Annotated in this window: 33 protein-coding genes; all 33 read right to left on the minus strand. The window is 35.3% G+C overall.

What is annotated here, in order from left to right; genetic code table 11:
• Positions 1 to 55: 55 nt before the first annotated feature.
• Positions 56 to 1,750 carry a DNA repair protein RecN gene (gene recN / locus AB8S09_RS01230; protein ID WP_294184010.1) on the minus strand — a complete coding sequence of 565 codons (1,695 nt, stop codon included), beginning with the start codon at positions 1,748 to 1,750 and terminating at the stop codon, positions 56 to 58.
• An 11-nt stretch (positions 1,751 to 1,761) separates the two neighbouring features.
• A complete protein-coding gene (locus AB8S09_RS01235) occupies positions 1,762 to 2,214 on the minus strand; it encodes an arginine repressor (RefSeq protein WP_294184011.1) in 453 nt (150 codons plus the stop codon).
• Positions 2,201 to 3,064: an NAD(+)/NADH kinase gene (locus tag AB8S09_RS01240; RefSeq protein WP_294184013.1), complete on the minus strand. Its 864-nt coding sequence runs from the start codon at positions 3,062 to 3,064 to the stop codon at positions 2,201 to 2,203. The genes AB8S09_RS01235 and AB8S09_RS01240 overlap by 14 nt, the downstream gene beginning before the upstream one ends.
• Complete coding sequence (locus AB8S09_RS01245) at positions 3,061 to 3,885, minus strand: TlyA family RNA methyltransferase (RefSeq protein WP_294184014.1); 825 nt, start codon at positions 3,883 to 3,885, stop codon at positions 3,061 to 3,063. The genes AB8S09_RS01240 and AB8S09_RS01245 overlap by 4 nt, the downstream gene beginning before the upstream one ends.
• A 19-nt stretch (positions 3,886 to 3,904) precedes the next feature.
• Positions 3,905 to 5,779: a 1-deoxy-D-xylulose-5-phosphate synthase gene (gene dxs / locus AB8S09_RS01250; RefSeq protein ID WP_294184017.1), complete on the minus strand. Its 1,875-nt coding sequence runs from the start codon at positions 5,777 to 5,779 to the stop codon at positions 3,905 to 3,907.
• Between the two features lie 51 nt (positions 5,780 to 5,830).
• On the minus strand, positions 5,831 to 6,715 hold the full coding sequence (locus AB8S09_RS01255; RefSeq protein ID WP_294184019.1) for a polyprenyl synthetase family protein: 885 nt from the start codon (positions 6,713 to 6,715) through the stop codon (positions 5,831 to 5,833).
• A 24-nt stretch (positions 6,716 to 6,739) separates the two neighbouring features.
• The gene (locus AB8S09_RS01260; protein ID WP_294184020.1) at positions 6,740 to 6,979 is read right to left on the minus strand and encodes an exodeoxyribonuclease VII small subunit; all 240 of its coding nucleotides are present in this window, start codon (positions 6,977 to 6,979) and stop codon (positions 6,740 to 6,742) included.
• A 14-nt stretch (positions 6,980 to 6,993) separates the two neighbouring features.
• Positions 6,994 to 8,190, minus strand: a complete 1,197-nt coding sequence (gene xseA / locus AB8S09_RS01265; protein WP_294184021.1) for an exodeoxyribonuclease VII large subunit — start codon at positions 8,188 to 8,190, stop codon at positions 6,994 to 6,996.
• A gap of 18 nt (positions 8,191 to 8,208) precedes the next feature.
• Positions 8,209 to 8,670 carry a transcription antitermination factor NusB gene (gene nusB, locus AB8S09_RS01270; protein WP_294184023.1) on the minus strand — a complete coding sequence of 154 codons (462 nt, stop codon included), beginning with the start codon at positions 8,668 to 8,670 and terminating at the stop codon, positions 8,209 to 8,211.
• A gap of 137 nt (positions 8,671 to 8,807) precedes the next feature.
• On the minus strand, positions 8,808 to 9,200 hold the full coding sequence (locus tag AB8S09_RS01275; protein ID WP_294184025.1) for an Asp23/Gls24 family envelope stress response protein: 393 nt from the start codon (positions 9,198 to 9,200) through the stop codon (positions 8,808 to 8,810).
• A 110-nt stretch (positions 9,201 to 9,310) separates the two neighbouring features.
• Positions 9,311 to 9,847 (minus strand): SpoIIIAH-like family protein, encoded by a 537-nt coding sequence (locus tag AB8S09_RS01280; RefSeq protein ID WP_294181298.1) that lies wholly within the window; start codon positions 9,845 to 9,847, stop codon positions 9,311 to 9,313.
• Between the two features lie 60 nt (positions 9,848 to 9,907).
• Positions 9,908 to 10,567, minus strand: a complete 660-nt coding sequence (gene spoIIIAG / locus AB8S09_RS01285) for a stage III sporulation protein AG (RefSeq protein WP_369868337.1) — start codon at positions 10,565 to 10,567, stop codon at positions 9,908 to 9,910.
• Between the two features lie 14 nt (positions 10,568 to 10,581).
• Positions 10,582 to 11,178 (minus strand): stage III sporulation protein AF, encoded by a 597-nt coding sequence (gene spoIIIAF, locus AB8S09_RS01290; protein ID WP_369868338.1) that lies wholly within the window; start codon positions 11,176 to 11,178, stop codon positions 10,582 to 10,584.
• A 16-nt stretch (positions 11,179 to 11,194) separates the two neighbouring features.
• Positions 11,195 to 12,394, minus strand: a complete 1,200-nt coding sequence (gene spoIIIAE, locus AB8S09_RS01295) for a stage III sporulation protein AE (protein ID WP_294181303.1) — start codon at positions 12,392 to 12,394, stop codon at positions 11,195 to 11,197.
• Between the two features lie 8 nt (positions 12,395 to 12,402).
• A complete protein-coding gene (spoIIIAD, locus tag AB8S09_RS01300; protein ID WP_294181304.1) occupies positions 12,403 to 12,786 on the minus strand; it encodes a stage III sporulation protein AD in 384 nt (127 codons plus the stop codon).
• Between the two features lie 9 nt (positions 12,787 to 12,795).
• Positions 12,796 to 12,993: a stage III sporulation protein AC gene (gene spoIIIAC / locus AB8S09_RS01305; protein WP_294181305.1), complete on the minus strand. Its 198-nt coding sequence runs from the start codon at positions 12,991 to 12,993 to the stop codon at positions 12,796 to 12,798.
• A gap of 57 nt (positions 12,994 to 13,050) precedes the next feature.
• Positions 13,051 to 13,569 (minus strand): stage III sporulation protein SpoIIIAB, encoded by a 519-nt coding sequence (spoIIIAB, locus tag AB8S09_RS01310; protein WP_294181306.1) that lies wholly within the window; start codon positions 13,567 to 13,569, stop codon positions 13,051 to 13,053.
• A 1-nt stretch (position 13,570) separates the two neighbouring features.
• Positions 13,571 to 14,488, minus strand: coding sequence for a stage III sporulation protein AA (gene spoIIIAA / locus AB8S09_RS01315; RefSeq protein ID WP_294181591.1), 918 nt, complete (start codon positions 14,486 to 14,488; stop codon positions 13,571 to 13,573).
• 129 nt (positions 14,489 to 14,617) lie between these two features.
• Positions 14,618 to 15,025: a CD1247 N-terminal domain-containing protein gene (locus AB8S09_RS01320; protein ID WP_369868339.1), complete on the minus strand. Its 408-nt coding sequence runs from the start codon at positions 15,023 to 15,025 to the stop codon at positions 14,618 to 14,620.
• Positions 15,026 to 15,065: 40 nt separating this feature from the next.
• Complete coding sequence (gene efp, locus AB8S09_RS01325) at positions 15,066 to 15,623, minus strand: elongation factor P (protein WP_294181312.1); 558 nt, start codon at positions 15,621 to 15,623, stop codon at positions 15,066 to 15,068.
• 324 nt (positions 15,624 to 15,947) lie between these two features.
• Positions 15,948 to 17,024: a M24 family metallopeptidase gene (locus AB8S09_RS01330; RefSeq protein ID WP_369868341.1), complete on the minus strand. Its 1,077-nt coding sequence runs from the start codon at positions 17,022 to 17,024 to the stop codon at positions 15,948 to 15,950.
• Between the two features lie 156 nt (positions 17,025 to 17,180).
• Complete coding sequence (locus AB8S09_RS01335; RefSeq protein WP_369868342.1) at positions 17,181 to 17,594, minus strand: hypothetical protein; 414 nt, start codon at positions 17,592 to 17,594, stop codon at positions 17,181 to 17,183.
• Positions 17,595 to 17,624: 30 nt separating this feature from the next.
• Positions 17,625 to 18,065: a hypothetical protein gene (locus AB8S09_RS01340; RefSeq protein ID WP_294181317.1), complete on the minus strand. Its 441-nt coding sequence runs from the start codon at positions 18,063 to 18,065 to the stop codon at positions 17,625 to 17,627.
• A 6-nt stretch (positions 18,066 to 18,071) separates the two neighbouring features.
• Positions 18,072 to 18,842, minus strand: a complete 771-nt coding sequence (locus AB8S09_RS01345; RefSeq protein WP_294181319.1) for a hypothetical protein — start codon at positions 18,840 to 18,842, stop codon at positions 18,072 to 18,074.
• 1 nt (position 18,843) lies between these two features.
• Entirely contained in the window at positions 18,844 to 19,293 is a 450-nt protein-coding gene (locus AB8S09_RS01350; protein ID WP_369868343.1) for a hypothetical protein, read from the minus strand.
• On the minus strand, positions 19,248 to 19,781 hold the full coding sequence (locus AB8S09_RS01355; RefSeq protein WP_294181323.1) for a competence type IV pilus minor pilin ComGF: 534 nt from the start codon (positions 19,779 to 19,781) through the stop codon (positions 19,248 to 19,250). Before AB8S09_RS01355 ends, AB8S09_RS01350 begins: the two co-directional genes overlap by 46 nt.
• Positions 19,720 to 20,229 carry a type II secretion system protein gene (locus AB8S09_RS01360; protein ID WP_294181325.1) on the minus strand — a complete coding sequence of 170 codons (510 nt, stop codon included), beginning with the start codon at positions 20,227 to 20,229 and terminating at the stop codon, positions 19,720 to 19,722. The genes AB8S09_RS01355 and AB8S09_RS01360 overlap by 62 nt, the downstream gene beginning before the upstream one ends.
• Entirely contained in the window at positions 20,181 to 20,648 is a 468-nt protein-coding gene (locus AB8S09_RS01365) for a type II secretion system protein (RefSeq protein WP_294181327.1), read from the minus strand. The genes AB8S09_RS01360 and AB8S09_RS01365 overlap by 49 nt, the downstream gene beginning before the upstream one ends.
• Positions 20,641 to 21,057: a type II secretion system protein gene (locus tag AB8S09_RS01370; RefSeq protein ID WP_294181329.1), complete on the minus strand. Its 417-nt coding sequence runs from the start codon at positions 21,055 to 21,057 to the stop codon at positions 20,641 to 20,643. The genes AB8S09_RS01365 and AB8S09_RS01370 overlap by 8 nt, the downstream gene beginning before the upstream one ends.
• Positions 21,058 to 21,092: 35 nt before the next feature.
• The gene (locus AB8S09_RS01375) at positions 21,093 to 22,313 is read right to left on the minus strand and encodes a type II secretion system F family protein (RefSeq protein WP_369868344.1); all 1,221 of its coding nucleotides are present in this window, start codon (positions 22,311 to 22,313) and stop codon (positions 21,093 to 21,095) included.
• Complete coding sequence (locus AB8S09_RS01380; RefSeq protein WP_369868345.1) at positions 22,304 to 23,785, minus strand: GspE/PulE family protein; 1,482 nt, start codon at positions 23,783 to 23,785, stop codon at positions 22,304 to 22,306. The genes AB8S09_RS01375 and AB8S09_RS01380 overlap by 10 nt, the downstream gene beginning before the upstream one ends.
• Positions 23,786 to 23,862: 77 nt before the next feature.
• A complete protein-coding gene (locus tag AB8S09_RS01385; RefSeq protein WP_294181334.1) occupies positions 23,863 to 24,933 on the minus strand; it encodes a beta-propeller domain-containing protein in 1,071 nt (356 codons plus the stop codon).
• Positions 24,933 to 25,754, minus strand: a complete 822-nt coding sequence (dapF, locus tag AB8S09_RS01390; RefSeq protein WP_369868346.1) for a diaminopimelate epimerase — start codon at positions 25,752 to 25,754, stop codon at positions 24,933 to 24,935. Before dapF ends, AB8S09_RS01385 begins: the two co-directional genes overlap by 1 nt.
• Positions 25,755 to 25,785 lie beyond the last annotated feature (31 nt).

Below are 25,785 nucleotides of genomic sequence, written 5' to 3' on the forward strand. Positions count from 1 at the left end.
TAGATATAAATTTATACAAAAAGTTAAAAGTCACCTCAAGGCAACTTCCAAAATTTTATTTTGCAATTTTTATTTGATCGGCCATTTCAACAAGTTCTTTGGCATGCTCCAAAGTGAGCTGTGTAACTTTACAGCCTCCTATCATTCTGGCTATTTCGTACTGTTTTTCCCTTTTATTCATTCTTTTAACTTCAGTATAGGTTTTATTTTTGATAACTTTTTTTGAAACCCAATAATGAGTATCGGACATGGATGCAATTTGCGGCAGATGTGTCACACAAAAAACCTGATGTTTCCTGGATATATTATACATTTTTTCAGCTACACGCTGTGCTATTCTCCCGCTTATTCCCGTATCTATCTCGTCAAATATTATGGATGGGATATGATCCTTATCCACAAATACGGTCTTTAATGCCAGCATTATTCTGGAAAGTTCACCTCCTGATACAATCTTTTGAAGAGGTTTAAGCGGCTCGCCTGGATTTGTCGATATATAAAAAATGACCTTATCCATGCCTTTTAAATTGAATTTTGGCTCCAAATTAACTTGTACTTTGAATACACTCTTTTCAAGTCCTACAAAATTAAGTTCTTTTTTGATGCTCTTTTCCAAATTTAAAGCTACCTTACATCGGCATTTATGCAGCTGTTTTCCCTTTGATTTCATCTTATCTTCCAATTTTATTTTTTCCGAATTCAATTTTTCTATTACTTTAGATGCATTTTTCATTTCATCATACTGTTTTTCTATCTTGTTCCTGTAATTCAATATATCCTCTATACTACTTCCATATTTTTTTTTTAGGCCGTTTATCTTGTATATTCTGCTATTTATAGCTTCCAGCTCTGACGGATCATAGGAAAAATCATCCTTCATTTCTCTCATATCCTCTATACATCCTTCTATACTATAGTAACTGTCCTTAAGAGAACCGGAAATATTTTTCACCTTGGGAACAATGTCCTCTATGGAAGCCAGCTGTTTTATGACTACACCTAAATTGTCATATATGGAACTTCTGTCCCTTTCGCCGCTGTATAGATCTTCATAACAGCCGTTTATTGTATTATTTATTTTTTCAGAATTTGAAAGAATTTTAAATCTCTCATTTAATTTTTCCTCTTCGCCTTGTTTCAAATCGGCAGAATCAATTTCATTTATCTGATATTTCAAAAAATCAATAAGTTTTTCCCTGTCTTCACTTTTACCTGAAATATCAGATATTTTACTTTTCAGACGAGCCAGTTCAGCATAATCCCTTTCATACTCCGCCAATATATTTTCTATGGAATCTTCTCCATAACAATCCAGATAGTGTATGTGATTTTCTTCCGAAAGAAGATTCTGATTATCATGCTGTCCATGTATATCCAGCAGCGTGGCACTTATATGCCTTAAATTAGCCATCAATACAGATCTTCCATTTACTTTTGCCACAGTCCTCCCGGATTGAAAAGATTCCCTGCTTATTATAATCATATTTTCATCGGATTCAATTTCCTCTTCTTTCAAGACTTCGAGGGTTTTAGAGTTTTCCACAGTAAAAACTGCCTCGACAAATGTCTTCTTTTCTCCGGTCCTTATCAAATCCCTGTTGAATTTTCCCCCCAGCACGTAATTTATTGCGTCGATAAGTATGGATTTACCAGCTCCTGTTTCTCCAGAAAGTACATTGAACCCTGCTTCAAAAGATATACTCAATTTTTCTATAAGTGCAAAATTTTTTATGTTTAATTGGAGTAACATGAGCGACCCTCCTATCCAGAAATCATTTTTTTCATTCTCTGAGTTATATTCTGAGCTTTTTCATCGTCCCTTGCCATGACAAATATTGTATTGTCTCCGGCAAGAGTTCCCGCTATTCCAAAAAAATTCAGCGAGTCAATCGCTTCCGCCGCTGCCGGTGCGGAGCCCGAAAGAGTCTTTACTATTACAAAATTATTTACATTCTCGACACCTGTAACTGTCTGTGAAAATATATTGATAAGTTTATTTGACAGAACATTTTCCGTATGTGATATGGTAGCATATTTATATCTTCCAGTATCGGACAATACTTTTATAAGCTTCAGCTCTTTTATATCTCTTGAAACAGTCGCCTGTGTCACATTCATTCCACTTTTTCTGAGTTGTTCTGCCAATTCCTCCTGGGTCTCAATGTCGTTTGAATTGATAATTTCCAATATTTTAGCATGCCTAGTTACCTTCATATATTTCACCTTCATATCCCTTTACCTTAAATGTAATTTTTTCTTTAAGTGTATTAAAATAGTTATTATTACTAAATTTAATAAGTCTTCTCTTGTTTTCAGATCTGCTTATTTTCAATGGATTTAATCCATTTATCTTTATACACAGCTGGCCGTCTACAGACAAATATACATCTTCAAATTCTTTCCGGGATGTTATACTTATAAGTGAACTGCTGTCAAGTATTATACTTCTCGCGGTTAATCCCTGGGAATACATAGGTGTAAGACACAGGACATTTAAAGAAGGATGTATTATAGGTCCCCCTGCAGATAAATTATAGCCAGTGGAGCCCGTGGATGTACACACGATAATTCCATCTCCTCTAAAGGTATTGTAAAAGGTATTGTTTATATAAATGTCATATCTCTGTATTCTAGAATTGACTTTTCTGCACAGTACTACATCATTTAAGCCGTCATACTTTCTGATTTTATTGCCGTCGTCATAACTGCATTGGAGCATATCTCTTTCCTCCACTGTATATTCCCCCGCAAACAGCCTCTCCAGGGCTGTTTTGACATTACTTATCTCCACCTGGGCCAAAAATCCCAAATGTCCTATGTTAACCCCGAGTATAGGCGTCTTTGATCTGAGAACATTTTTGGAGGTATTAAGTATAGTGCCATCTCCACCCAATACTATAATTATATCCAATGTATCGCTTTCATTTTCATCCAATCCCACACAATCCCTATATACCTTTATATTTACATTTTTGTCTATACTGTGTATATCTTCTATTATAAAATTCAGCATTTTTTCATTCAAGTCTTTTGTTGTATTTACATTAATACCTATATTTTTCATATTTCCTCCCCATTGAGCTCACCATGTGATGCCTTTACCACTTCAACTATATCTTCATTTTTGAATACTTCATTAAAATCCCTTTTCTTGGTAAAATATATGAGATATTCTATATTTCCCTTGGGGCCTTTTATGGGAGAATAATCCAATGAAATTACTTTTAAGCCACTTTCTTTCAAAAATCCTACAATATCTTCTATAACTTCTATATGTGTGGATTCTTTCCTGACTACACCTTTTTTCCCCACTTTTTCTCTTCCTGCTTCAAACTGCGGTTTTATAAGTGCCATTATGCTGCCCTCATCTTTCAGCAAACCTGCAACCACCGGTATAACCTTCGTAAGTGATATAAAAGAAACATCTATACTGGCAAAATCTCCGTATTCTCCTATATCAGCCGGAGTCACATACCTTATATTGGTTCTCTCCATGCAAACTACCCTTTTGTCTATTCTGAGCTTCCATGCAAATTGCCCGTATCCCACATCTATGGAGAAAACTTTTTTTGCTCCATTTTTGAGCATGCAATCAGTAAACCCGCCGGTAGATGCTCCTATATCCAAGCACACTTTATCCTTTAAATTTATACCAAATTTTCCCACAGCCTTTTGTAATTTCAACCCTCCGCGGCTTACAAAAGGAAGTTTTTTCCCTTTGAACTCCAGTTTTGAATTTTCTTTTACTTTATGGCCGCACTTATCCACTCTCTCTCCATTTACAAATATCTCTCCGGCCATAATACTGGCCCTGGCTCTCTCTCTGGAAGGGAATACTCCTTTATTCACAAGAAGTACATCCAACCTTTCTTTTGATTCTGACATATCAAACTACCTCACACTTTTAAAATATATGGCTCAATGCTGCAGTTCTAAGCACTGTATTTTCAATTCCCTTTGAATCCAGCCCATATAATTTATATAAAATATCAACCTTGCCCTGCTGTACAAATTCATCTGAAAATCCCAGATTTATAACTTTAGTTTCACCACCTAAGGTATTTACATATTCTAAAATATAGGAACCCAATCCTCCTCTTACCACATTGTCCTCAATCGTTATAATAGTAGTTCCCTCTCTTATCAACTCATCAAGCATAACTTTGTCTATAGGTTTTGCGAAACAGGCACTTATGATTTTGACATCTATGCCCCTGTTTTTAAGCCTATGTGCCGCCAGAACTGCATGCTGTACCATTTTGCCCTGGGCTACCAATGCTATTTTACCTTTATTGGATATACATTCCCATTTCCCCATATTAAATTTTTTTAACGGCTTGAGTGGTATATCATCGCCGCCCCTTGGATACCTTATAGCTACGGGTGAATTTTGTTTTAACGCCCAATCCAGCATATAGGGCAGCTCATCAATACACTTGGGTGACATGACAGTCATATTCGGCATTTCAGTCAAATACGACAAGTCAAATACTCCCTGGTGAGTTTCACCGTCTTCCCCCACAACACCAGCTCTATCCACTGCAAAAATCACGGGAAGTTTCTGCATGCACACATCGTGCAGGAGCTGATCATAAGCTCTCTGCAAAAAAGTAGAGTAAACTGCAAAAACAGGTCTCAGACCTGAACTGGCCATTCCTGCAGCAAGTGTGACCGCATGTTGTTCTGCAATACCGACATCAAAAAACCTCTCTGGAAATTTTTTTGCAAAACTATTAAGACCTGTACCATCTCTCATTGCAGCAGTTATAGCCACTATGTTTTTATTTTTCTCCGCAAGGCTTGTCATTTTAATGCCAAAAGTTTTAGAGTAGGTATTGGCTGAGGCATTTAACAGCTCTCCGTTTCCACAATTAAATGGTCCTATTCCATGAAATTTTCCAGGATTCTTCTCTGCAAATTCATATCCCTTGCCTTTTTTGGTTATAATGTGTATAATTACCGGATTATTTAACTTTTTAGCCGAATTGAGGACCTCCGTAAGTTCCTTTATATTATGTCCATCTATAGGACCCAGATATTTTATTCCCATATCTTCAAAAAACATACCAGGGACAACCATCTGTTTTATTCCATTTTTTATCTTTTCAAGATGTTTTGCCATTCCTTCCCCGATATTAGGTATTTTTTTTAATTTGTCTTCTACTTCCTTTTTGAATTTATTATATTTTGGAGCTATCCTTATCTTGTTTAAGTACTTAGACACTCCTCCCACATTTTTCCCTATCGACATCTGATTGTCATTTAATATTATTATAAGTTTCGTTTTCCTGTATCCAACGTCATTCAAGGCTTCGAGTGCCATTCCTCCAGTTAGGGCACCGTCTCCTATAACCGCAACTACATTGTAATTTTTATGCTGCAGATCTCTTGCCCTCGCCATGCCAAGGGCTGCAGAAATAGAAGTACTGCTGTGTCCGGTTTCAAAAAAATCATATTTGCTCTCACACCTTTTGGGAAAACCGCTTATTCCACCAAACTGCCTCAGAGTATCAAATTTATCCTTTCTTCCTGTCAAAATTTTGTGCACATACGATTGATGACCTACGTCCCATATGAGTTTATCGCGATCCAGATCAAATACGGTAAATAAACTTAAAGTAAGTTCCACGATTCCCAAATTGGACGCCAGATGCCCCCCTGTTTTGGACACTCTGTCAATTAAAAATCTTCTGATTTCCAAAGCAAACTGTTTTTTTTGCATAAGAGACATTTTTTTCACATCATTTATATCTTTGTATCTATCCAGCAAACTAAGCATTTTTCATCTATCCTTTTTTATACTGTATCATAAATATTTTATGAAGCAAAATTATTTTTCTCTATTCAATAAAAATAAAGTTAAATTCTCCAAATGCGATGTATCTCTTTTAAGTCCTTTTAACACATCCATGCATTCACCCGTAATCAAACTGCACATTTCCCTGCATTTGTCCAATCCATAGGCAGTTATGAAAGTGGTTTTGTTGTTATTCAAATCACTATTTGCCGTCTTGCCTAAAACAGCAGTATCTCCCGTCACATCTAATATATCATCCTTTATCTGAAAGGCCAATCCCAACTTTCGTCCATAATAATCCAATTTTTTTATTTCCTGTTCAGCGGCGGAAGCGTGAACTGCCGCTGAAATTATAGAGCCCTTTATAAGAGCTCCGGTTTTTTTGCTGTGCATGTAATAAAGCTGATCTCTGGATATTCTGGTATTCTCACTCAATATATCCACAGTCTGTCCGCCTACCATTCCTTCCGCTCCCGTGCTTTCAGAAATAATGCTGCAGGCTCTTAATGCATTCTGTCCTTTTCCAATACAGTGCCTGAACATCAAATTCATAGCTTCATTCAGGAGCCCGTCACCGGCCAAGAGGGCAATGGCCCCGCCAAACACTTTATGGTTTGTAGGTTTGCCCCTCCTGAGATCATCGTTATCCATAGCCGGGAGATCGTCGTGGATAAGAGAATAAGTATGTATCATCTCTATAGATGCTGCCACATCAATCACTTCTCTGTAATTGTCTTTATAGAGCATATAGGTTAAAAGGAATAATATAGGCCTTATTCTCTTGCCCCCTGCATTCAAACTGTATGCCATGGCTTCATATACCCTTTTATTATAGGAACCCTTTCCCTTCATATAGTCTTTTAAATATTCATCCAATTCACACTTTAGTTTTTCAACCAAGCCGTCATTAATTTTCATCGTAAACTCTCTCCATTTCCATTGCTATTTATTATCTTCCGTTTCACCGTCTTTTTCCTGAAAATCTTTTTCCCCTTCTTCTGTGAGGATCTTTATCCTGCCCTCCGCTCTATTCAACATCTTATATAATTTTCCACAGAGTTTTATTCCATCCTCGTAATTTTTCAAGCTTTCTTCCAGGGATAATCCACCTGCATCCATTGAATTCACTATTTTCTCCAGTTCTGACATAACACTTTCATAACTTTCCTTTCTCCTAGGCATAATTATCCTCCCTCTTAAATGCGGTTAAACTTAAAATTACCTTTCCCATCTTTCATTATAACCTTAACTTTATCTTTTTTATCCAGTTCATCTATAGTATTTATTATATTTTTACACTCATCTTCTATTATGGAATATCCTCTATTCAGCACATTTGAAGGGTTGTTGGCCGAAAGCAGGGAATTTATCTTGGCAAGTTTCTCCCTTTCCTTACTGATTCTAGTATTTATTTTCAAATCAAGAATCTGCTTAAACTTGTCTATGACATTATACTGATTTATCACATATATCATTGGACTGTAAGATCGCAAATTCCCTCTCACAAGAGCTAATCTGTCCTTTTCCACTCCTATTCTATTTTCAATATAACTGGAAAGTGCATCCTTATAATTCAGCAATTTCTTCAGAAATTCATCCATATTAAATACCGCAATTTCTGCGGCAGCAGAAGGAGTTGGCGCCCTTCTATCCGACACAAAATCCGCTATGGTAAAGTCAATTTCATGCCCTATTCCTGTTATTATGGGCTTTTCAGAATTATATATTGCCCTTGCCAGTTTTTCATCGTTGAAACACCATAGATCCTCTATGGAACCCCCGCCTCTTGCTATAATTATAAGATCTACATCTTCAATCGAATTAAATTTGCAAATGCCCTCTATTACATTTTCGCTGGCCCTTACTCCCTGTACCAGTGAAGGAAAAATCAAAAGTTCCACCTTGTTATTTCTTCTTCTGGTAACATTTATTATATCCCTTACAGCAGCTCCTGTAGGAGAAGTTATAATTCCTATCTTCGAGGCATAAGAGGGTATTTCCTTTTTATGATTCTCATCAAATAGTCCCACTGCAGCCAATTTAGATTTCAGTTTTTCAAAAGCCAGATACAGTTCTCCCTTCCCCTCGGGTTTCATCTCGCTGCAGTAAAGCTGGTACTCTCCTTCTTTTTCATAGACGGATATTCTCCCTTTTACTATAACTTTCATGCCGTCTTCCGGTAAAAAATCCAGCTTGACAACTGAATCTCTAAACATAATACAATTTATTCTACTGTATTCATCTTTCAATGAAAAATACATATGTCCGCTGCTGTGAAACTTGAAGTTTGAGATTTCTCCCTTTATAGAACAGTTGGCAAGTATAAAATCACTGTCAAAAGCTTTTTTTATGTATTTGTTAATATCGGATACCGTTAATGTTTTAATATACATATCACATGACCTCTCAACTTATCGATCTTTAATCATATTCCCGAGCACACCATTTATAAAGGATGCAGATTTATTCGAGGAATATTTTTTAGCCAGTTCTATGGCCTCATTTATAGATACCTTTTCCGGTATACCGTCTTCATACAAAAATTCATAGGTACAAATCCTTAAAATTGCCACATCCACTTTGGATAATCTATTTAACCTCCATTTTCTCAAATACATTTCAATCTTTTTGTCAATGGTATCTATATTTTTCTCTATGCCTTCCAGGACCCTCGTTATATATTCTATGTCCATATTTTTTAAATCACCAATTTTTTCTCCATAAAATTCTTCCTCACTGTCATCCGTTAAATTCTTTCCCTTTTCTGTAACATTTTCCTTTAAATTTGTTATGATACCGCCGGATTTCTCTCTATTTATAGTCATCTGAAATAATAATTTCATGGCCAATTCCCTAGATTTTCTTCTGTTCATTTTTTCCTCCTACTTAGATGAAGCTTATAAAAATAATTATTGTCATTTCAGATACAATTATACTTAAACTGATATTCTAGTTCAAGTTTATTAGGATAAAATAATGCACCCTCTAAATAGAGGGTGCATTATCCATCTTACTCTTCTACATCATCATTGATTTCTTCTGTTTTTGGGATCATAACATTTTGAACATGTATATTTATAGCTGAAACATCCAAGCCGGTCATTGATTCAACTGCCCTTTTCACATTTTCTTGAACTTTCACTGCTACATCCGGAATTCTGACGCCATATTTTACTACTACATATAAATCTATCGCTGCACTATTTTCATTTACATTTACCTTAACACCCTTAGATAAATTTTTTTTACCCGACAGTATTTGAGTAATCCCGCCTACGAGGCTGGCGCTCATTCCAACTATTCCATCTATTTCAGTAGTAGCAAGGCCTGCAATTACACCTACAACTTCGTCAGATATTTTCACAATACCCATATCTATTTCGTTATTTTTATCTTCTTCCATTGTTGCACCTCCTAGATTTTCACACCATCGAAAGATCCACGTTATATATATTATAGCAAAGGAATATTTTTTTTACAATTATTTATTTTTATGTAATGCCTCACAGCCCTCTAACCCTGTTTTACTTCTATTTCCACATCCTGAATATGGGACACACTCATTACCACATCTTTTATTACTCTTGTATCCTTATCTGCCAGTTTATCCTTTCCCTTAACTATTATTCTGGCCTTGTCATTTTCTATAGAGCATATGACATCTTCATACCCTTTGCTCTTCAGAATATTTTCTATTTTCATTTCATAGTTTGTATTCATTGCCAGCTCGGTATATTTCTTTTCCGCATCTGCACGGTTTTCCTTGGATGCATTGGCATCATCTATAAGACTTTTCAAAGTTTGGAGAGTCTCAGCATTTTTCTGATCCCTGGTAAGTTTCGTTTCTTCAAAAAATTGGGACTTAGATTGAGTCTGAGATGTCTTCTTGGTCTCATTGTTATTGTTGTTAAGAGATATTGTACTCTTGCCGCTACCATTATCAACTCCATTTACATAATTTATGGGACTATTTAATTTTGTGGCAACAACCCCCACGCAGATAATAAGTGCCAAAAGAGTTACAATAATAACAGCTTGCTTTTTATTCATTTTCAATCCCCCCTAATCTACCTTCTAAAAAAATTATATGCACGAAGGTATATTTATATACTATTTTTTCATTGGATACACATTTACCTTATCCCCTGATATTCCAAACAGGTCAGTTACAGCTTTGGATATTCTGAGTTCAGTTACCTTGTTCTCTGCTCCTTCGGCTACAACACATACTCCAAGCACTTTTGGATTATAAGTTTTCAATATAAGCGGCTCCGACTTACTGCCATCACTTGTAGTAACCACTGTGCTTCCGTTGTTTTTCTGAGTTGTATTCCTTGTTCCCCCTGCATTGTCTTTTTCCTGCGTAGTATTGGTTGAATCGTTTATATTGACTGCCGGCACATGTTCCTCTCCACTTTCGAAACTTATCATAACTTCTACCTTCCCCACTCCATCTATCTGTTCCAATGTACTTTTTAAGTTTTCCTGTATGGACTTTTCATAATCATCAGAACTATTTTGAGAAGTTTCACCCTGGGTTTTAACCTGTTTATCCTCACTGTTTTTTCCACTGCTGCTGCCCGCTGCAGTATTACTACTGGTACTATTGCCTGAAGTATCTTTGCTGTAATCACTAAAAAGGCTTACAAAAGAAACTATAAGCACCCCAACTAAAAACACTATTGCCAAATTTACAATATTCTTTTTGTCATTATGATTTTTGTGATTGTTATCTTTGGTAATTTTGTTTAACCAATTTTTAAAATTCATAGATTTACCCCCCACTAAGAATTTACATGTACAATATCTTTAGATACATTTAATTCTTGGCTTAAATAAGTTTTTATCTTCAATGCCTCCTCAGTATTTTCAGAGCTTGGATTATCCACGGATGCGGTTTCACCGCTTACGTCAACCTTTTTTACCTTTTCCACATTCCCCTCTTTAATTTTTACATCTACGCTTTTTATATATACCACATTATTTTCCCCATCGTACCCGGCTCCAACCTTAACCTCATAATTTCCATCGGGATATTTTTCCTTGAGGTTTTTCTCACAGCTGCTCTGTAAATTTACCTCAAAAGTTTTTAAAGTATCCGATATACCTTTTTGCTTATATTCATCAAACTCACTGGAAGATTTTTTGCTGCCAAGCTCCTTGTCAAATTCCTCTATGGTTTTTTCAGTATAGTTATTTATGTTAAAATCCCTATTGAATACTTTTATGATAGGATTTATAAACACCGTAATCAGAATCAGCCCCAGTACAAATTTACAATATTTCTTCATGCTGTTATCCGGGAGAATCATCTCCACTGCAATTATAAAAAATACGGCAGTGCATACACTGATAAGCCACTCTCTCAAAGATTGAATCATGTAATCCCACCTTCTTTCACACCATAACTTTTCCTGCCGAGGCCAGCATGGCTATCATTATAAAAAACATTACAGATACACATATCAAGCAGGCCATTATAAGGACGAGAGAATCTCCTGCGGAATTTATACAATTGACCAATCTTCCATCGCTTATAGGTTCTATGAGAGCTGCAGTAAGCTTATACAGGACTATCATGATGATCAATTTGATTATGGGAAAAATCAATATCATAATGATTATAAGAAGCCCCAGACTGCTCAGTGCATTTTTTAACAAAAAGGAATATCCAGCTACAGTGGCCACTGCATCCGAGAGGCTTTTCCCGACTACCGGTACAAAATTATCCACTGCAAATTTAGCAGTCTTTGCAGTAACTTCATCAATACTCTTAGAAGTTATACCTCTCACGGTCATAATGCCTACAAATGCAGTCATTATAATTCCCTGGGCCCACAGTGCACATTGGTTTAAAAGCTTAGTAAGTTTATCTATCTTGTATTCTGAAGATAGGTTATTTACAAATTGAAGTACAAAAGACATGGATATTACCGGTATTATAATATTTGTGAACAAATTTGTACTTATAGTTATAGCACCTATTATAACTGGATCCATGATAGACGCTTCCACGAAGCCTCCTGCAGATGCTATCAAAGTTACAAGCACCGGTATGAGAGCCGTCATAAAATCCGACATTTCCTTTATGGCGGATCTTGCAACATCCACCCCTATATAAAAACTCTTTGCCATTATTATTATAATAAGTGAATAACAGGCAAAGTATGCTATATTGGATAACCCCTCACTGCTAAAGGCTCTCTGTAAATTTGTGAGCAGTGCACAAATAAGGGCTATTACTATCAAGAGTACCAAAAGCTTTATACAAGCTATCACTTCCCTGAAGCCATAGGATACCAATAAATTCATGATTTTTTTAAAAGATATTTTTCCATCTCCGCTTTTTATAAAATTCTTCACATAATCTTTTGCATCCAGATCTTTCAAAACTTCATTTTTCGTCTTCATGTTGGATATATAATTATAAAAATTTTCAATTTGCTGTTCCTGGGCTTTATTTTCCGATGTATTTTCAAGCTGGGTACTATTTTGTGTATTCACATCTATCTTATTGGTGTCAAAAGCTTGTACATTAAAGTCTATTATTAGACTAAAAGATAAAATTAAAAGTAAACTCACTATAACATTTTTCATATTAACACCTACATAATTTTTAAAATTGACTGTAACACAGCCATAAGTATAGGAATTGCAAGTACTAAAATTAAAATTTTACCTGCAAATTCAACTTTTGCTCCTAAATTTCCCTGCCCTGCATCTTTACATATTTCACTGCAAAAGGAAGCCAGATATGCAATGGCAAGTATTTTAAACACAGTAGTTAAATAAACAAAATCTATATTTGCCTTAACTGCCAGCTGTTCAATAAACTGAAGTATGGCCGTTATCTTTGTTATCATGAACAAGAATATGATAACTCCAGCAGCTATACTTATATATACTGCTATGTCATCTCTCTTTCCCTTAAACAGTAAAGTTATAAACAGCGCAATGAAGGCAAAAGCTGCTATCTTAATTATTTCCATAGTTTTCTCCTAAAGCTGAAACATGGTTCTAACGGTATTAAACAGCCTGCTTACTAAATTTATTACCATCATCAGTACAATTAAAATTCCCGTAAGGTTTGTAAGCACTGCATAATCACCTTTGCCGCTGGCTTCCAGCACTTTGTTTATAAGTATGACAATTATTCCAACCCCGGCTATTTTAAAAATTAAACTTATGTCCATCATTTGATTTTCTCCCCTCATTTCTCCGTGGAATTTATTTAAACACGCACATATTACAATCTAGACTGAGATTATAACTATTACAGCCCCCAGTGAAAATCCAAGACACCTGTACATCTTCAAATTCTTGTCTACTGCAATTTTTGAAACTTCAATCTGATTTTTTATATTGTGCAGGGTCAGCAAAAACATGCTTTTCTGCCCTTCTATATCTGATTCTCCAAGAGTTTTCGATAAATCCAATACTGCAGCTATATCTTCATCTTTTAGACTCAGACTTTCTCTTTTACACTCAAATGCACATTTAAAAGCCTCATAAACATTGTCAACGGAATTGTCATGGAGCATAGATGATATATCCTCAAAAACACTTTTAACCGGATCAGTGCTTTTTGATGCCGTGTTTAAAATAGCTGCTGGAAGTGGGGTATGTGTATACATGATTTCATTTTGAAGCTGGTTAATGCACCTTTGTATCTCCATTAATTGTTTAACTCTTTTTTTAAAACCTTCTCCATAAATAAATCCCATCCCGGTGGAGGCAAATATTATCATAATACATCCCAAAACCTTCAGCATTTCATCCCCTCCATATTACAGAATTGTTTGTAAAATCATATACATATTCTACTGTTCCAGACCCCTTTCTACTGCTGAGCACTATGGCTCTCTTGAATATCTTATTTTCCACTATCTCCTTGAAAACCGGTCTTGCATATAAATCCTCTATGCCATAGCCATGGATAGTCACTATCAGGCTTATTCCCGAATTCAACGCCGTCAATATACTTTCCACATCTTTATAAGTTCCAATTTCATCACAAGCTATAACATCAGGCGACATACTCCTTATAGCCATGATCATGCCCTGGCTTTTAGGGCACCCGTCCAGTACATCAGTTCTAATTCCCAGATTCATCTGGGGTATACCGTTGAAACATGCGCCTATTTCACTTCTTTCATCTATCACACATATTTTCTTGCCCGTAAGACCTATACTCCTCATACCACCTGATATATTTCTTACAATATCCCTTATAAGAGTTGTTTTTCCGCTTTTAGGGGGCGATATTATTATGGTATTTATTACCTCGTTTTCCTTAACCAAAAATTTCATAATGGGATCAGAACAATTAATAATTTCCCTGCATATCCTGATATTTATAGATGCTATATCCTTTATGGTTTTAATTTCGCCCTTTTCAATAATGCATCTTCCACATATTCCTACTCTGTGACCGCCTTTGATAGTGATATACCCCTGTTTGATCTCTTCTTCAAAGGCATATATGGAATAGTTGCTCATTCTCTGAATTATCACTTTAAGATCTTCTATCCTCGGTATATATCCACATATTATTTCCTTCAGGCCCAGCTGGAGTATCAATGACCTGTTGACCCTTATCCTTATTTCCTGCAAATAAGGTGATTTTATCAAATCTCCAATGGCAGTTTTCAAATTTTCAGGCAAAATATTTAAAATTTCTTTAGTATATATCTCTCTCATCTCCTTCCTTTATATTAATTCCTATTTCTATTTCCAAAAAATTATTCCATATAAATAAAAATAAAATAAAAAATCCTGTTAAGTTTATAAACCTTAACAGGATCACTTCATCTACACAATTTATTTTTTATTGTCTCCGCCGGCGTCAGTATCGCCAATTGATATATTCGTATGACAATTAGGACAGGTTACATTTTCCCTTTGTCCCAGCATATCTTTGTCTACATACACAATATCATTGCAATTAGGACACCTGATTTCTTCAAAACTCTCGTCTATATCTCCTCTATATGCTTCATAATCTTCGTCATAAAGATCATTTTGTAAATACGCTAAGTTTTCATCTATGGCATCCATATAGTCCTCTGTATATTTTTGAGCCTCAGACATATTTTCCATTTCCTCTGCCATACTCTCAAGCACATCCAAAATTTTCAAAAAAATTTTTCCCTCATTCGTACTTTCATCAATTTTCAATCCATCTATCAGCCCGCTGATATAAGATACTTTAGATCTAATGGATTCCATAACATCACTTCCTAAAATATTATTTACTTTTTATTATTTACTAAACTCTCTCCATGTATTCTCCGGTTCTCGTATCAATTCTTATTGTTTCACCTTCATTTACAAATATAGGAACCGATACAACCGCACCTGTCTCCACAGTAGCTGGCTTTAAAACGTTAGTAGCGGTATTTCCTTTTACTCCCGGTTCAGCGTGGGTTACTTTCAATTCTACAAAATTTGGCGGTTCTACGGAAAAAGCCTCTCCCTTATAGAATTTTATTATAGCAAACATATTTTCCTTTAGAAATTTTATAGCATCCTGCACTTTCTCGTACTCCAGCGGAATTTGCTCAAAAGTTTCCTGATCCATGAAATAATATAACTGGCCATCTGTATATAAATACTGCATTTCTTTTCTCTCTATAACTGCTTCCTGCAATTTTGCAGTAGGATTAAAAGTAGTTTCAGTAACTGCTCCTGTAATAACATTTCTCAATTTTGTCCTTACAAATGCCGCTCCCTTACCTGGTTTTACATGGAGGAAATCCACTACTGTATATACTTGTCCATCTTGCTCAAAAGTAGTTCCTTTTCTTAAATCTCCTGCTGATATCATTTTCTCGTGCTACCGTTATATAAGCTCACATTCAATTTAAGCTTATTTTCCCCTTCATAGTGTCCGAAATCTAGCTGCTGTGAGCTATATTCACGTTGGGTCTCACACTCCAAGGACGTAAATTCGGATGTAAAATCCACCCTACAACTTCAATTACCATAAAATTAAGCATTGAAACAACGGTTTTTTTAACCCCTTTCTCATTCTTATTCGACCCATTATGATTTTAACTTAGTTCCCTTTACAAAGAGCTATCCATTATCCATTTAACATTATATCATTAAACACCCTTCAACCATAACAATATTATCAATATTCTTTGACTTAATCAACACATATTAAATTCTTGGGCGATTTTGACAAAGCCTTACCACCATTTTCAGTTACCACAAGTAGATCCTCTATTCTAACTCCGCCAAAACCCGGTATATATATTCCAGGTTCATCACTTACCACCATACCGGATCCCAACTTTCTATTATTTCTATAGCCGATTATAGGTGCCTCATGAATTTCTCTGCCGACTCCATGTCCCAAGCTGTGTCCAAAATTTTTCCCATATCCCTTTTTGCTTATATAGTTTCTTGCAACGGCATCCACTTCTATTGCGGGAACTCCCGGCTTATATGCCTTTAAAGCCAGTTGTTCAGCTTCTAGTACTATATTGTATATCTCAACCATTTTTTCAGAAGGCTTACCTATTACAACTGTCCTTGTCATGTCAGAGCAGTATTCCCTGTAGACACATCCGAAATCCAATGTCAAAAACTCACCTTTATTTATAACCTTTTCCGTAGCTTGACCGTGAGGAAGACTTGATCTAACTCCTGAGGCAACTATAGATGGGAAAGACAAGTCACTTGCACCCAATTTTTTCATATAAAATTCCAGTTCAAGCCCCACTTCTCTTTCTGTCATTCCGGCCTTTATAAACTCCAGCATATGTTTAAATGCCCTGTCCGCAACAGCAGCCGCCTCTCCTATCAATTCCAGCTCATGATCATCTTTTACTATTCTTATTTCCTCTACCATTCCCTTCATAGGAACAAGCTCACAACCCAATTTGTCATTCAAAATCTCATACTGGCTGTAGGAAACTATATTTTCTTCAAACCCAAGTTTCTTAACATTATTTTTCTTTACTAAACCTGACAAAAAGTCTACAAAAGTCGTACCTTTATTATATTCTAAAACTTCATAATCTTTTACCTGCTGCGATGCCTGTTCTGTAAATCTCGAATCCGTTATGAAAAAAGCCCTTTCCTGTGTTATAAGTGAAAAGCTCTCATTTCCTGTGAATCCGCTCAAATAATTTCTATTCGGATCACCTATCAACAAAACAGCATCCAAGTTTCTCCCATCCATAGCTTTTCTTAATTTTTCAATTCTCTCTTTAAACACTATAATTCCTCCCCTAATAATGCAATACAATCTATGGATAATTGTATTAACTCCCTCACATAACATTGTCATACTCAGACAATGCTATTTTATCAAAATTTGTGATTATTTGCAAACTTGGGGCACCTATTTACACCAGAATCACCATAATGGTGTTTAGGTAAAATTAACATCTATTTTTGCTTTTATATTGCTGTATTTATCCTGCTCTATTTTAATATTACCCATGTTGTAAAAATTATCCCTTTGCCTTATTTTTTTCAAAGTATCTGCAATTTTTTCCTTATCCCCCGATATCTCAAGCTTAACAGCTATTTTCCCATTTTTGCTCCTGGTAAAATTCAGTATCTGAACCCCATCCAAGCTATCTAGCTTCTGCAAAACATCTCCATAATTTATTGCATTTACGTTATTTAAGCTTTTCTCTGATTTTGTTTCCTGTAATTTAAAATTGTAATTTTTAATATTCAAATTTTTAATAAGCAGACAATTCTCTGACAAAAAAAATATACAACTCAAGGTCAGAATTAATATGATAACTCCATATACACCATTTGTCATTTTCCTCACAGCCATTTCACCTCAAACAAGTTTATATTTTTATTTCAACCTTAAACCAATCTGCCAAATTTTCTTTTGATCACCTGCAGTACCCAGACATTTCAAATCTTCTATTATGAATTTATTTGATTTTTCTATATCCCCAGCCAGTGAAAAACAATCTTTTTCGTCCTCCACACTAAAGTCCACATTGCCGTCATGTATGCTTATATCTTTAAAATTTCTTTCCTTCCACACACACTCATAGAAGTTTGAAAAGCATTTAAACGTCCTGTCATCATAGTCTAAATTCTTTTCCACAGGTGCAGTTTTCCTTAATTTATCTTCTAAAGCAGTCAATTTATTTTTATTTGCTATAAATAAATTGACGAGCAGCAAATTTATTATCAAGAGCAGCACAATAATAAATTTAAATCTTCTGCCCATTTGCGTGCTTAAATTTTTAACATACCACTTGGGTAAAAAATACAAACCCTTCACATTTACCTACCTCTTATCTGAATATTTTAATGCTTCTTTCTTCATATCTTTCTTCACCCCATCCGAGAGATCTTCACAAAAATATGTATCGGACAATTTTTCTATTATATCTGTATACGGAAAATCAACAAAAAATATTCGTTGAAATCTAAAATTGTTCAGTAGAACATTTAATTTCATTTGAAATTGTCTTAGAATATAAAAAAAGTCACTTTTTTTCATATTTTCAAATACATTATTAAGTACCATTTTGTTCTCATGGCATACCATAAAATATAAAATCCCGTTTCTCATCAATATAAATATATAACTTTCACTTTTTATTTTATTTCTGTAAGTTTCCCATATATAAAATTGAACCGGTACTATTCCCTTAACGCAAAAGCCCGCGCTATGACACTCTTCTATTAATTTCCTGCTGTCATAGTTCATACAGAATACCATTATTTCCAGGCTATGTCTAAAGTGCCTGATTATTCTATAAGAAAACATTATATCATTCATTTTTTTAAATTTATTTTCAATTTCTTCTTCTATGATCCTGTATATATTCTTTCTGCCTACCTTAGGCAATGTCATGGACATCACATACACTTCTTCCCCATGTACCAATACAACCAGCTTCTTATTTCTCAAATTCACCTTGATCTCATTAACAGAAGTAATATTTTTATTAATTTCTCCTGCATCAAACAGGCCAAGTGCAAAATTTTTACCTGGCATTTCCCTATATACCATGCCTCTATCATCCACTTCTAGAAATACCTTATTGTACATTTCACTCACACTCCCCGTCAAAAGAATAATCTACACAGCTATATAAAATTTTCCCCTTTTCAAATTTATATTCATAAATCTCCTCTTTATAAAATTTTCCATCAAATATGTACACTGCTTTAAAACGATCCGCATTTTTATCATAATATATGAAACATTCTTCAAAATACAGTCTGACATCACCCAGAAAAGACATGCATTCTTTTGGATTTTCTCCTTCACAATCTATATTTTCAATTATGTATTTATTCAATTCAGTCAAAAGATATTCTCTCTGTCTGCCTATTGCATCCACCTCAAGGCATTTATTGTAGCTCTTCAAATTATTTGATCTAATATTCATTTCCATACTATAACAGCCGAGGGAAATAAAAATACATATAAAACCTATAAGAATTACATATATCAGTATAAATCCCCTTCCAGCCTTTCTCTTTCCACTGCAAAACATTTTTTATAAAAACTGCCTTTCCCCATATCTATGGATATATAGAAAACTTTCCCGTTTTTCTCCACCTTAAAGTCCTTTATTCCCTTCAATATATTATTTAAAGTAGGGGAATTGCTGGAACCATAAGAAATTACAATACTATCCCCTTTATGCTTTTTTATATAATCATATCCTTCACCATCATATCTTTTTAAAATGATCATATTATTCTTTATATCTATATATTTAGCTTCTTTTACCTGATGTCCTATTATCATAAAAGCTTCATTGACATAAAACAATTCCCTGCTGTAATCAATCTCTTCCCTGTGAAGCTTCATATATTTTGAAATAACTCTTATCTGCACTATGGTTATGGAAGCCACCAATGCCACAACTAAAAGCATCTCTATAATTGTAAAACCTTTTCTGCATTTCATTTTATTTTTAATAATTTCCCCTGTAGAATTCATATTTATCCACCTTGACATCTCCATATATTTTTCCATAAAACTGCAGATCTATCTTCAGCACCTCCCCTGCTGCAATGTTTAAAATAATATAAGGCTCCCCTGAAGGTTTCACACTGGAAAACAAACCATAGAGTTTTACTTTTTCAATATCTTCAGACTTCAGATTGCGGCAGTCCAAATATACCCTGCCTTCTTCATGCAAATTCAGAATATCTTCATAGCTGAAATTACATCTCACATTATTTTTTATGTATTCCATAATCAACGTATACCTATCTGCATCTTCATTGTAATTTTTAATTTTAACAGCATTTATCTGTATATAAAGGGCCGTCATAAACAATAGTGAAAAAACCGCTATGCTGCACAGTACCTCTATTAAGGTAAAACCTTTCACTGCAGTGTGAATTGTGTTGTATTCCCCCTTTTTGTGCATCAATATTTTATTTCCACATAAGCGGTTCCCACACACATAGTTAAACAATGGACTTCTTCCCTTCTATCCTTAAACTTTATACTGCAGGCGTCCTGTGTGATCCCACGGCTGTCTATTTCTATCTTGTTATCATTTCTCACTTTATTCAGTGTAAAGCCTTCAGGCAATTTCATATAGAATATTTCATTCAAATTTACATTAAAAGTCATGCTTTCACTGCTTTGATCAAAATAAATGTAACCCCCTTCTCCTCTGCTGTCCCTGCAGTAGGTTTTGGATTTATTTATAAAATTCACAATATTATTCTCGGTTAAATCCACATCTATGTCATTGGTAATCTTGTTATAGAACCCTAAGGTAATCAAGCTAAAACTAAATATTATATAAAATATGCTTATAGTGAGAGTCAGTTCCAGCAGTGTAAAACCTCTTGATTTAACCTTTGATATCATAAAACTGCTATTCACCGGAAGTATTTTTAGGAAATATCTGGTCATTTCCTTTTCTCACCTTATATGAATTATTTGCGGCATCAATTTCCAAAACATATGTATCGCTGTCACTTTCATAACTTATGTTGATAAGCTGATCGCTGCCTCCGGATTCAATGCTGGCTCCTCCAGCAGAAGTGAGATTTGATATACAGCTCCGTACATCTTCTTCATTGAAACTTCCGTCATTATCACCGTAGCTTGCCATAGCCGCCGTTTCTATCTGCTTAGCCGTATTAATTGCCTTTGCAGTTTTTGCCTTGTTCTGATAAGCAGAAAATTTAGGAACTAAAAATCCCAAAAGCACCAGAATTATGGCAACCACTAACATGAGTTCTATAAGAGTAAATCCTTTTTTCTTTTTGCGTTTAAATTTTTCCATCATTATTAAACTACCTTCTTTCAATTTTTATTTAAAGACTATAATGTAGAATCCATTATGCTAAATATTGGCATAAGTGCAGATATAATAAATATACCCACAAATAATGACAGGCATATTATTATGAGAGGCTCCACAATTTTAGTCATTTTTTTTAAATACCTATCTAGTTTACTGCCAAACAGCTGTTCCAATTTTAAAAACATACCATCCATATTTCCCGTGTCTTCGCCGGTTTTAACAAGGGACAAAAACAATTTGTCATCTATTCCTGCCCTTTTTAAAGCTCCGCATACATCTTCACCTCCTTCTATATATTTTATTGACTCTTCAATTTTACCCGACAGGATATTATTCCCCAGCAATTCACCGGTAATTTTAAGCGAATCAATTATATTTACCCCCGAACTGGTGAGTATGGCCATGGAAGAACAAATTTTAAAGATCGTAAGATCACTGAAAACCTTATTAAAATAGGGTATTCTGATTTTTATATTCTCTACAGCATTGACCACTTTGGATTTTTTGCGAAACCTGCAGTATACAATACAAATAAGAACAAACGCCCCCAAAATTTGCAGACAATGATCTCCAAGGAACTGACAACTGAACATGACAATTTTGGTTAAAGCAGGGACTTCACCTCCATTGGAAATTATGATGTCGATGAATTGAGGCACTATATCAATCATCAGAAACAATAGAATAAATACTGAAACCGCCAATGTCACTGCAGGATATATGAGAGAAGTTTTTATTGAAGATATAACGCTGTAACATTTTTCGTAATATTCAGATAATTTTTTGAATATTTCATCCAGTCTGCCTGATTCTTCACCTACTTTGACCATATTTATCATAAATACGGGAAATGCATGTTTGAACTGAGCCATGCTCTCATATAGGTTTTTTCCCTTTATTACTTCTTCCTTCACAGCTTTTAGAATATATTTTGCAGAACTTGTGCCATACTGATTTTCCAGCTCATCAAATACCTTAGACACGGGTATTCCAGCACTCAGCATAATACTCAGCTGGCTGCACAGCACACTTATATCCATCATATTGGGCTTCTTAAAAAATATCTTTCTGTGACTTTTTACAATACTTCGATCATATATATAATATCCCTTTTCCTTCAGGGAAGATTTCAATTCAACGAACTCATATCCCTCACATCTGCCCCTGACTTTCTCACCTTGTATATTTATTGCACTGTACCTTACTATGGTATTCACCTCCTTTTTTGTTACGGGCACACCCTCAGAAATTCCCCATAAGTAGTAACACCTGATTTAACAAGTTTCATGCAATTTTCCCTCATGGAAGCCCTGCCCAACTCTTTAATATTGTCCTCAAAATTCAATCTGTCATTTTTGAAAAAGTTCATTATTTCCCCGTTTCCATATGATATTTCATATATCACCGTCCTGCCCCTGTATGATTTATAATTACACCTCTCACATCCCTCTCCCCTGTACAGAACCTGTCCGGAAGACAATTTCAATTTTTTAATTTCCTCGGAAGAGGGGACATACTCTACCCTGCAATAAGGGCATATTTTCCTAACCAGTTTCTGAGATATCACACCTATGAGTGCATCTTGTATAAAATATTCTGGAACACCCATGTCCTTGAGTCTTATCACAGATTCGGCCGAACTATTCGTATGAAGCGTACTTATTACCAAATGTCCTGTCACCGCAGCCCTTACTGCCATATGTGCCGTTTCCTCATCTCTTATCTCTCCAAGCATTATGACATCGGGATCCTGGCGCAATGTGCTTCTGAGACCAAGAGCAAAATCAAGCCCTGTCTTTAAATTGACATTTACCTGGTTCACTCCCTCCAGAGTGTATTCCACAGGATCTTCTATACTTACTATATTTTTTTCTCTGGCATCTATATTGCTTATCATAGAATAAACAGTAGTGGTTTTGCCACTTCCAGTCGGTCCTGTCACCAAAATAAGGCCCGAACTCCTGTTTAGCATGTTCTTTATTTTTTCTTCATCTTTTCTTGAAAACCCCAGTTTGTTCAAATCCTCTATTTTGTCATCTCTGTACAAAATTCTCAAGACCAATTTCTCGCCGTATATAGTTGGAAGAGTGGAGACCCTGATATCATAGTCAAATTTTCCCCTCGTATATTTCACTTTTCCATCCTGGGGAAGCCTTTTTTCAGCTATATCCATCTGGGCCATTATCTTTATCCTCGTACACAGTAAAGGATATACAGCCGTGGATATTCTTATGTACTCGTGTATGATTCCATCTATCCTCATCCTTATAGCTGCATCTTCCTGGAAAGGCTCTATATGCAGATCACTGGCTCTTTCATCTATGGCCTTATTTATAATATAATTGGCTGCTTTTATTACCGGAGAGTTCTGAAATCTATATCTGTCCGAAATATTTTCCGCTGTCAACTGTGAAACACTTTCATTTTCCTTTATGTCTTTCAATGCATGGTTTAAATTCTCCTTGCAATAATAGGTGTTTATCAAATCATGTATTTTTTCCCTATGAGATTTTACAAATTCCAATTCAACACCCAATATAAACTTCAATTCCTCCACTAAAGTGACATCCGGAATCTCATCTACGGCTACAATAACCTTCCCATTGACCCGTCTCAATGCAATGAGGCAATTATCCCGGGCTATTTCCTCGGGTATTTTCCTGACTATGTCAGGTTCTAATGAAATATCTTCCATATTTACTTTTTCCATTTTGGCAGAAAACATCTTATTTCCTCTCTTTTCATAATATTGATATTCAGATTATATCCCAATAAAATATTTTCTAATCAATTACGGCCAAAATAAATATTATATATTCCCTCATGATCCGATATGATATTCACAGATCCATCACTCGGATCATACATAAATACATCCTGACCATTTTCTGCACCGCCAGTACCCGCAAAATACACTTTTCCGTTTTTACCCTGAACTATGCCGCCGTACCTGGAAACATCTTTGGGGAAATCGTAGGTTATTCTTGAAACTTCAATTTCCTCCTGTGAAAATTTATAAACCGAATCGGCATTTCCCTCGTCTTTTCCTATAAAAAATATACATTTATTTTTACTGTCTGCTGCAGAAACGTATATTTGTCCGATTTCGTCGCTTAAAAATTGAAATTTCCCGGTTTTATGATTGTAATAGTACAAATTCGATTCACTGCCGTTTTGCAGCAAAATAAGCAGGTTGCTTCCTGCAGCGGCAAAATAAGTGCAATATCCACCCATGTCACTTAAATACACCTGCTCTCTGTCCTTGTTAAAATCATATAGATATATTGCATCAGAATTCTTCTTTCCCTCCATGCTCCCGTAGTATATTATCCTGTGATCATCCAGCCACTGATACAAATTTCCCGAAACCAAAACTTTGGATTTAAGTTTTATGTATTTCTTGCTTTCCAAACCATATACCTTCATACCCTGTGCACTGCCCAAAGAAGAATTTTCATAAACCCTGCAGGCAATTTTATCTCCTCCAGGACTCATTTTTATATCCTTTGCAGCAAAAAAATCTTTAATTTCACTTTTTACTCCCCTATGCAATATAACGATCCTGCTGCCATTTTTTTCAGTTCCACCTTCATTAACCAGGTAAACATAGACTGATTTCTGCACATTATATGCCAAATCCAAAATGTTATTACCGGAAGTTTTTTCTTTAATCAATCTATCGCCTTTTATATCAAATATATTTCCTCCATTATTCTTATTTTCAATCACCATAACATCAGAATGTGCAGGTATTTTTAAGCTTTTATCCCCATATCCATCTCTGGCAGTACACCCGCCAAATGTAAAAATACTTAAAAATACCGCCGCACAGAATATTATTTTCATGAAAACTTTCATTAAATATCATATTCTCCTTTAAAGCAAATCTCCGCAGGGCCTGTCATAAACACACTTCTTCCCTTTATTTCAACCCATATATTTCCGCCAGGCACCTTGACTTTAACCTTTTTACCTGTCAAATTCAATTTATTTGCAGCCGCGACACAGGCACAGCTTCCCGTACCACAGGCCAGAGTAGGTCCCGCCCCTCTTTCCCAGGTTTTCACCTCGATATTATTTTTATCTAAAATTTCACAGAAATTAACATTTGTACCCTGAGGAAAAACGGGACATTTTTCTATCGACTTCCCCTCTTCTACATGATATTTTTCAAGCTCTCCAAATATAACTGTATGTGGTACTCCCATGAACAGTGAAGTGATCTTGTAGTTCTTTCCATTGATTTCTATTTGCTTATCTACAATTTCGTCTGCAAACCTGGCAGGAATTTCACGGGGCTTAAAGGACGGAGTTCCCATATTCACAGTAATTCTTTCAACTCCACTCTTTCCTATATCCAAAAAGACTTCTTTTACCCCATCCCCCGTTTCTATTTTTACGACAGAGTCCCTTACTATATCATTTTCCCATATATACTTTGCAAAACATCTTATGCCGTTTCCACACATAGAAGCATTGGATCCATCCGAATTAATTATTACCATCTTGATCTGGGCAATATTGCTCTTCCTAATTATCAATACGCCGTCTCCTCCTATCCCAAAATGCCTGTTACAAAGTTTTATTCCAAGCTCACTTTCCCTACCTAAAAATTCATTTCCTCTATCGTCAATAACTACAAAATCATTTCCGCTTCCCTGCATTTTAGTAAATTTCATATTATAACTTTCATCCCCTCGTAGAATTTCA

The sequence above is a fragment of the Clostridium lapidicellarium genome (assembly GCF_041224415.1).
Classification (GTDB): Bacteria; Bacillota; Clostridia; order Clostridiales; family Clostridiaceae; genus Clostridium_B; species Clostridium_B lapidicellarium.

What these genes read in the sequence shown, in the direction of transcription:
- recN (WP_294184010.1), bottom strand. Translation starts at nt 1,750, where the DNA reads ATGTTACTCCAATTAAACATAAAAAATTTTGCACTTATAGAAAAATTG.
- AB8S09_RS01235 (WP_294184011.1), bottom strand. Translation starts at nt 2,214, where the DNA reads ATGAAGGTAACTAGGCATGCTAAAATATTGGAAATTATCAATTCAAAC.
- AB8S09_RS01240 (WP_294184013.1), bottom strand. Translation starts at nt 3,064, where the DNA reads ATGAAAAATATAGGTATTAATGTAAATACAACAAAAGACTTGAATGAA.
- AB8S09_RS01245 (WP_294184014.1), bottom strand. Translation starts at nt 3,885, where the DNA reads ATGTCAGAATCAAAAGAAAGGTTGGATGTACTTCTTGTGAATAAAGGA.
- dxs (WP_294184017.1), bottom strand. Translation starts at nt 5,779, where the DNA reads ATGCTTAGTTTGCTGGATAGATACAAAGATATAAATGATGTGAAAAAA.
- AB8S09_RS01255 (WP_294184019.1), bottom strand. Translation starts at nt 6,715, where the DNA reads ATGAAAATTAATGACGGCTTGGTTGAAAAACTAAAGTGTGAATTGGAT.
- AB8S09_RS01260 (WP_294184020.1), bottom strand. Translation starts at nt 6,979, where the DNA reads ATGCCTAGGAGAAAGGAAAGTTATGAAAGTGTTATGTCAGAACTGGAG.
- xseA (WP_294184021.1), bottom strand. Translation starts at nt 8,190, where the DNA reads ATGTATATTAAAACATTAACGGTATCCGATATTAACAAATACATAAAA.
- nusB (WP_294184023.1), bottom strand. Translation starts at nt 8,670, where the DNA reads ATGAACAGAAGAAAATCTAGGGAATTGGCCATGAAATTATTATTTCAG.
- AB8S09_RS01275 (WP_294184025.1), bottom strand. Translation starts at nt 9,200, where the DNA reads ATGGAAGAAGATAAAAATAACGAAATAGATATGGGTATTGTGAAAATA.
- AB8S09_RS01280 (WP_294181298.1), bottom strand. Translation starts at nt 9,847, where the DNA reads ATGAATAAAAAGCAAGCTGTTATTATTGTAACTCTTTTGGCACTTATT.
- spoIIIAG (WP_369868337.1), bottom strand. Translation starts at nt 10,567, where the DNA reads ATGAATTTTAAAAATTGGTTAAACAAAATTACCAAAGATAACAATCAC.
- spoIIIAF (WP_369868338.1), bottom strand. Translation starts at nt 11,178, where the DNA reads ATGATTCAATCTTTGAGAGAGTGGCTTATCAGTGTATGCACTGCCGTA.
- spoIIIAE (WP_294181303.1), bottom strand. Translation starts at nt 12,394, where the DNA reads ATGAAAAATGTTATAGTGAGTTTACTTTTAATTTTATCTTTTAGTCTA.
- spoIIIAD (WP_294181304.1), bottom strand. Translation starts at nt 12,786, where the DNA reads ATGGAAATAATTAAGATAGCAGCTTTTGCCTTCATTGCGCTGTTTATA.
- spoIIIAC (WP_294181305.1), bottom strand. Translation starts at nt 12,993, where the DNA reads ATGATGGACATAAGTTTAATTTTTAAAATAGCCGGGGTTGGAATAATT.
- spoIIIAB (WP_294181306.1), bottom strand. Translation starts at nt 13,569, where the DNA reads ATGCTGAAGGTTTTGGGATGTATTATGATAATATTTGCCTCCACCGGG.
- AB8S09_RS01320 (WP_369868339.1), bottom strand. Translation starts at nt 15,025, where the DNA reads ATGGAATCCATTAGATCTAAAGTATCTTATATCAGCGGGCTGATAGAT.
- efp (WP_294181312.1), bottom strand. Translation starts at nt 15,623, where the DNA reads ATGATATCAGCAGGAGATTTAAGAAAAGGAACTACTTTTGAGCAAGAT.
- AB8S09_RS01345 (WP_294181319.1), bottom strand. Translation starts at nt 18,842, where the DNA reads ATGTACAATAAGGTATTTCTAGAAGTGGATGATAGAGGCATGGTATAT.
- AB8S09_RS01350 (WP_369868343.1), bottom strand. Translation starts at nt 19,293, where the DNA reads ATGTTTTGCAGTGGAAAGAGAAAGGCTGGAAGGGGATTTATACTGATA.
- AB8S09_RS01355 (WP_294181323.1), bottom strand. Translation starts at nt 19,781, where the DNA reads ATGGAAAAATATATGGAGATGTCAAGGTGGATAAATATGAATTCTACA.
- AB8S09_RS01370 (WP_294181329.1), bottom strand. Translation starts at nt 21,057, where the DNA reads ATGATGGAAAAATTTAAACGCAAAAAGAAAAAAGGATTTACTCTTATA.
- AB8S09_RS01380 (WP_369868345.1), bottom strand. Translation starts at nt 23,785, where the DNA reads ATGGAAAAAGTAAATATGGAAGATATTTCATTAGAACCTGACATAGTC.
- AB8S09_RS01385 (WP_294181334.1), bottom strand. Translation starts at nt 24,933, where the DNA reads ATGAAAGTTTTCATGAAAATAATATTCTGTGCGGCGGTATTTTTAAGT.
- dapF (WP_369868346.1), bottom strand. Translation starts at nt 25,754, where the DNA reads ATGAAATTTACTAAAATGCAGGGAAGCGGAAATGATTTTGTAGTTATT.